This window comes from Longimicrobium sp., from assembly GCF_036280135.1.
Taxonomy (GTDB): domain Bacteria; phylum Gemmatimonadota; class Gemmatimonadetes; order Longimicrobiales; family Longimicrobiaceae; genus Longimicrobium.
On record NZ_DASURI010000967.1, the window covers coordinates 1 to 5,708 of the forward strand.

General features: G+C 69.4%; 3 protein-coding genes. All 3 read left to right on the forward strand.

Features of this window, described 5'->3' with window-relative positions; all coding sequences use genetic code 11:
- The first annotated feature begins 176 nt into the window (after nt 1-176).
- Complete coding sequence (locus tag VFZ20_RS31085; RefSeq protein ID WP_329687867.1) at nt 177-1,688, forward strand: sodium:solute symporter family transporter; 1,512 nt, start codon at nt 177-179, stop codon at nt 1,686-1,688.
- Nucleotides 1,689-1,798: 110 nt separating this feature from the next.
- Entirely contained in the window at nt 1,799-2,197 is a 399-nt protein-coding gene (locus tag VFZ20_RS31090) for a MaoC family dehydratase (protein ID WP_329687865.1), read from the forward strand.
- A gap of 451 nt (nt 2,198-2,648) precedes the next feature.
- Nucleotides 2,649-5,195 (forward strand): TonB-dependent receptor, encoded by a 2,547-nt coding sequence (locus tag VFZ20_RS31095; RefSeq protein ID WP_329687866.1) that lies wholly within the window; start codon nt 2,649-2,651, stop codon nt 5,193-5,195.
- Nucleotides 5,196-5,708: the final 513 nt, after the last annotated feature.

Genomic DNA, 5,708 nt, shown 5'->3' on the forward strand with positions numbered 1-5,708 from the left:
CTGCTGGTGCTGCCCCTTTCGTACGCGCTCACCTTCGAGGACATGACGCTCAACGAGGCGGACCTGCAGCGCGTGCGCGAGGCTGCCCGCGCCTGGCAGGCCGCGCGCGCGTCGGCGGACGCGGCGAACCAGACGGAGTCCACGCCGGCGCGGCAGACGGTGGAGGTGGGCGGGTGATGGCGCTGGGGATGATCCTGCAGACGGGCGAGCTGCCGCGCCTGGCGCAGCCCACCATCATCGCCGTGGCGGTGGTCTACTTCGCCATCGTGGCGGCCATCGGCGCGTGGGCCACGCGGCGGACGAAGACGGCCAGCGACTTCTTCGTGGCGGGCGAGGGCATCGGCCTGCTGGCGCTTACGCTGGCGGCCATGAGCGCCACGCTCAGCGGGTTCGCGTTCATCGGCGGGCCGGCGCTGGTCTACACCGTGGGCCTCTCGGCCATGTTCATCATGCTCCCCGCCAGCATCACGGGGACGATGACGGCGTGGGCGCTGGCCAAGCGGATGCGCCTGCTGGGCGAGGTGCGCGGCCTCATCACCGTGCCCGACGCCATCGGGGCGCGCTACCGCTCGCCCGCCGCGCAGGGGCTGTCGGCCGTGGCCATCCTCGTGGCCGTCATCGGCTACATGGCGACCAACATCCTGGCCCTGGGGCTGGTGATCGACGCCATCTTCGGCTCGGGGCTCGCGGCGGGCGTGTGGATCGGGATGGCCATCGTGCTGGCCTACTCCGTGGCCGGCGGCATCCTGGCGGGCGTGTACACGGACATGTTCCAGGGCTCGCTGATGGCGCTGGCGTCCGTCCTCGTCTTTTTCGCCACGCTCAAGACGGGCGGGGGGATGGGCGAGATGTCGCGCACCATCCTGGCGGCGGACCCGGCGTACCTGGGCCCGTTCGGCAAGCTGGGCGCGGTGGCGGCGCTGTCGCTGTTCTTTGTGTTCGGCGTGGGCTCGCTGGGGCAGCCGCACGTGGTGCACAAGTTCTACATGCTGCGCGATCCGCGAAAGCTCAAGTGGTTCCCCATGCTTTCCACCATCGCGCTGCTGCTGAGCACGCTGCTGTACTTTGGCGTGGGCGTCGTCGTCAAGGCGCTGGTGGCGGGCGGCGAGCTGCAGCCGCTGGCCCGCGCGGACGACGTGACGCCGCTCTTTCTGCTTCGCTACACGCCCGTCTTTCTGTCGGCCATCGTCTTCAGCGGCGTGGCGGCGGCCATCATGAGCACGGTCAACAGCTTCATGAGCATCGGCGCGGCGGCCATCACGCACGACCTGCCGGTGGCGCTGGGCCGACGCGTGGAAAACGAGCTGCGCTGGGGCCGCATCAGCACGGTGGTGATCTCGGTGGCGGCCGCGCTGCTGGCCCTGCTGCCGGGCGCCCTGGTGGCGTTCCTGGGGATCTTTGGCTGGGGCCTGTTCGCGTCCACGCTCGTTCCCGCGCTGGCCATTGGGCTCAACTGGGAGGGGGCCACGCGGGAGGGCGCCATCGCCAGCATCTCCACGGGCCTGGTGATCACGCTGACGTTCGAGACGCTGGCCTTCTACAAGGTCTACAGCTTTCCCGCGGGTGTGACGGTGAGCGGCCTGTCGCTGGTGCTGTCCATCCTGGTGTTCTTCGGCGTGTCGTGGATGACGCGCGCCCGCGCCGCCGGCCAGCTGGACGGCGACGTGAAGCTGGTGATGTCGGTGTGAGACCAAGTGCCAAGTACCAAGTACCAAGTGCCAAGTACCGGCTGATCCGGCGGCACGTGCGTGGGCGTTTTTCACTTGGCACTTGGAACTAGGCACTTGGCACTTCTGTGATGAGCGAGATCCAGGCGGGGCAGACGGCGGAGTTCACCAGGACGGTGACGGAGGCGGACGTGGTGCTGTTCGCGGGCGTCACCGGCGACCTGAACCCCGCGCACATCGACGACGTCTGGGCACGCGCCGGCCGGTTTGGCGGGCGCATCGCGCACGGGATGCTGTCGGCGTCGTTCATCAGCACGGTGCTGGGGATGAAGCTGCCGGGGCCCGGCACCATCTACCTCTCGCAGTCGCTGCGCTTTACCGCGCCCGTGATGATCGGCGAGACGGTGACGGCGCGCGTGGAGGTCGCCGAGGTCCTGCCCAAGCGCCGCATCCGCCTGACGACGACGGTGGTGAAAGCCGACGGCACGACCATCATCGAAGGCGAAGCGATGGTGCTGGCCCCGCGGTGAGGAAGTGCGGGAGTGCGGAAGTGCGTGAGTGCGGGAGTGGGTTGGTGCGGGGGATGGATCAGGGCGCGCGGCCGGCGAGGGGCCCTCACCCGCTCGCTGTCGCTCGCACCCTCTCCCACAAACTGCGCGGGAGAGGGTGTACACCCCAGCCCCAGCCGGAGCGGCCAAGCCATTCATCGGGTTCCCACCTCCCCCGCGCAGCGGGGGAGGTCGCGAGTCGACGAGCGGGTGGGGGCCTCCGCGCGCAACCCGAACGGACGCTCGACCACACGCATCCGGCAGAAACGACGTTCGCACTTTCGCACTTTCGCACTTTCGCACTTTCGCACTTTCGCACTTCAAGTCCGTCCCGAGGAGCGCGGCCGCCTCTGCAAAGGCCGCGGCGGAAGCTGTCCAACCGTGCGTCCCGCCATGGGGGCGCACCCCAGTCCCCCAACGTGGAGATCCTTCCATGAGCAGCAGCGGCACCCCGCGCCCCCGGTGGCGCACCCTCCTGGCCGCGCTGGCGATGGCGCTCGTCCCGGCGCTCGCCCACGCGCAGGTCGGCACCGTGCGCGGCACCGTGGCCGGCACCGGCGGTGAAGCCCTGGCCGGCGCCCGCGTGAGCGTGGCCGGCACCCGCCTTTCGACCACGACGGACGCCATGGGCGCCTTCGTGCTCCGCGGCGTGGGCACGGGCACGCAGTCGTTCCGCGTGTCGCACGTGGGCTACCGCGACCTGCTGCGCGAAGTGGTCGTGCGCCCCGGCGAGGAGACCCTCGTGGCCTTTCAGCTCGAGGACAAGCCGTTCGAGCTGGACGCCATGGTCGTGAGCGCGTCGCGCACCAGCGAGCGCGTGACCGAGGCGCCGGCCACCATCACCCGCATCGGGCCCGAGATCCTGGACGCCTCCGTGGGCAACACCTTCGCGGGTGCCCTCAAGGAGGTAAAGGGCCTGGACTTCGTGCAGGTGGGGATGACGAGCGTGGGCGTTAACGCCCGCGGCTTCAACTCGTCGTTCAACAACCGCATGCTCATGGTGGAGGACGGCCGCGTGATGGTGCTGCCCGAGAACGGGCTGCCCGTGGGCCAGTTCACCGCCACGCCCAAGGTGGACCTGGCCGGCATCGAGGTGCTGGTGGGCCCCGGCGCCGCCCTGTACGGCGCCGACGCCAGCAGCGGCGTCATCAGCATGGAGACCAAGGACCCGCGCGCGTTTCCCGGCCTCACGGTGGAGGTCACGGGCGGCAACCGCGCGTACCGCGACGTGCAGGCCCGCTACGCCGGCGTCGTCGGCGAGGAGTGGGGCTACAAGGTGAGCGGCGAGTACCAGGAGGCCAACGACTGGAGCAACCGCCTTACCCTCGTCGGCAGCACGGCGCGCGAGTACCGCGCCGGCGACGCGCCCACGGCCGCCATCATGCCCGAGGTGGGCCGCGAGGGCGCCCCGGGGCTGGACTGGGACGCCAGCGTCATGCGGGGCACGGGCGCCATTGCCCGGTACCTTGGCAGCGGCAAGCTGGAGCTCAGCGGCGGCGCCAGCGTGACCGACGGCGTGGGGCAGACCAACGTGGGCCGCAACCAACTGGTGAACTGGGGCTACAACTTCCAGCAGCTGCGCTTCAGCAGCACCCACTGGTACGCCAACGTGTACCGCTCGCAGAGCAAGTCCGGCGACAGCTGGGCCACCAACCGCTACACGCAGGCGTACTACCCCAACCTGGCCCGCCCCGACGCCACGCGCCTGACGGACGACCAGCTGGTGGCCGCCAGCGACTGGCCCAGCAACGGCCGCATGTACGCCGGCGAGGTGCAGTACAACTCGCGCCTGCCCTTCTTCCTCAACAGCGCCCTGGTGCTGGGCACCAGCTACCGCCAGGACGTGGTGAGCAGCGACCGGCAGTGGCTCTCGGACCGCCTGTCGGAGGAGGACATCTCCGTGGGCCAGTTTGGCACCTACGGCCAGCTCACGGCGCCCGTGATGCCCTGGCTGGACGTGGTGCTGGCGGGCCGCTTCGACACGCACGAGAACTACGAGTCGCAGTTCAGCCCCAAGGCGGGCGTCGTGGTGCGCCCCATCGAGGGGCAGAACTTCCGGGTGACGTACAACCGCGCGTTCAAGTCGCCCACCATCCTGCAGACCAGCTTCTTCATCCCCGACTGGAACGCGGCCACGTCGGTGTACGGCAACACGGACGGCTTCACGGTCCGCCGTCCCAACGGCGATGTCCTGCGCACCTACGCGCCGCTGGCGCCGGAGCAGAACACCACGTGGGAGTTCGGCTACAAGGGCGTGCTGTGGGACCGCGTGTTCCTCGACGTCGCGCACTACCGCAGCGAGTACGAGAACTTCATGAGCCCCTTGGCCATCATCAACGACCCGTTCGGGGGCGTGCTGGCGGGCGACCCGGCGGGCAACCCCACGTACGCCTTTGACGGGGCCGGCAACCGGCTCAACAACATCGGCGGCACGGCGCCGGCCTACGTGCTCACCTACTGGAACCTGGGCCGCGCAAAGATCAACGGCACGGACCTGGGGCTCAACGTGGTGGTCACGCCCAAGATCAGCCTGCGGAGCACGCTGTCCACCATCGACATCAGCGACGTGGAGGTGGACGCGGGCCGCGAGGAGAGCACGGCGCTCAACTCGCCGGAGCTCAAGTGGACCCTGGGCGCCAGCTTCCAGGACTTTGGCCGCCTCACGGGCGGGCTGAGCGTTCGCCACGTGGACGAGTACTACTTCCGCTCCGGCGTGAACCGCGGCTTCATCCCGGGCTTCAGCACGGTGGACGCCACCATGGGGTACAGGCTGGACCGCTTCAACACCATGCTCACCCTGGGCGTGAGCAACCTGTTCAGCTGCGGCGGCCGCTTCGAGTACGCCGACACGGACGTGCTGCGCGCCACGCCCACCCACGAGGACCGCGCCTGCGGCTTTGGCGAGAAGCACGTGGAGATGATCAACATGCCGGAGATCGGCACGATGGTCTTCCTGGGCGTGCGGTACCAGACGCGCTGAGCGGGTGAGGGACGGTGCCGGCGTGTCTCTGGGGACGCGCCGGCGCCGGGGGGGCGGGAACAGGGAACAGGGAACAGGGAATAGCCTGCAACCTCGTGCTGTGTGGGTGGTTTGTTCAATCAGTCGAATTCATCATTTTTGTGATTTCAGCCTCTCGCCGTCGTGATACGAATCGGCATGATCCGCGGCTTACGGCAGGGTAGGATAGGGTAGAGGTGGGGCGAGACCTGGCCGTGCCGCCGGGTCCCGGCCGGAGCGGGTAAACCCGCCGCTGGGACAGCGATAAGCCCTGTCTCGCGCTGACGCGCTCTGCGAACAGGGCTTCAACCGCCAACACGGGCCGTCACCCGGCGACAGGCCGAGCGTCCGCGGCAGGATGGCGGCGGTGCAGTCCGCGAAGGCGGACTTCGTGCCTTTCCAGCGGCGAATTCATTCGCTCTGGTGCCCGGCGCGGCCCGACGCTCTGCCCCCGCGCACCGAAGTTCTCCCCTCTCCGCGAGGAACGAGCGGGGA

Excerpts from the sequence above, each read along its gene's own strand:
- VFZ20_RS31095 (WP_329687866.1), top strand. The coding sequence starts at position 2,649 with ATGAGCAGCAGCGGCACCCCGCGCCCCCGGTGGCGCACCCTCCTGGCC.
- VFZ20_RS31085 (WP_329687867.1), top strand. The coding sequence starts at position 177 with ATGGCGCTGGGGATGATCCTGCAGACGGGCGAGCTGCCGCGCCTGGCG.
- VFZ20_RS31090 (WP_329687865.1), top strand. The coding sequence starts at position 1,799 with ATGAGCGAGATCCAGGCGGGGCAGACGGCGGAGTTCACCAGGACGGTG.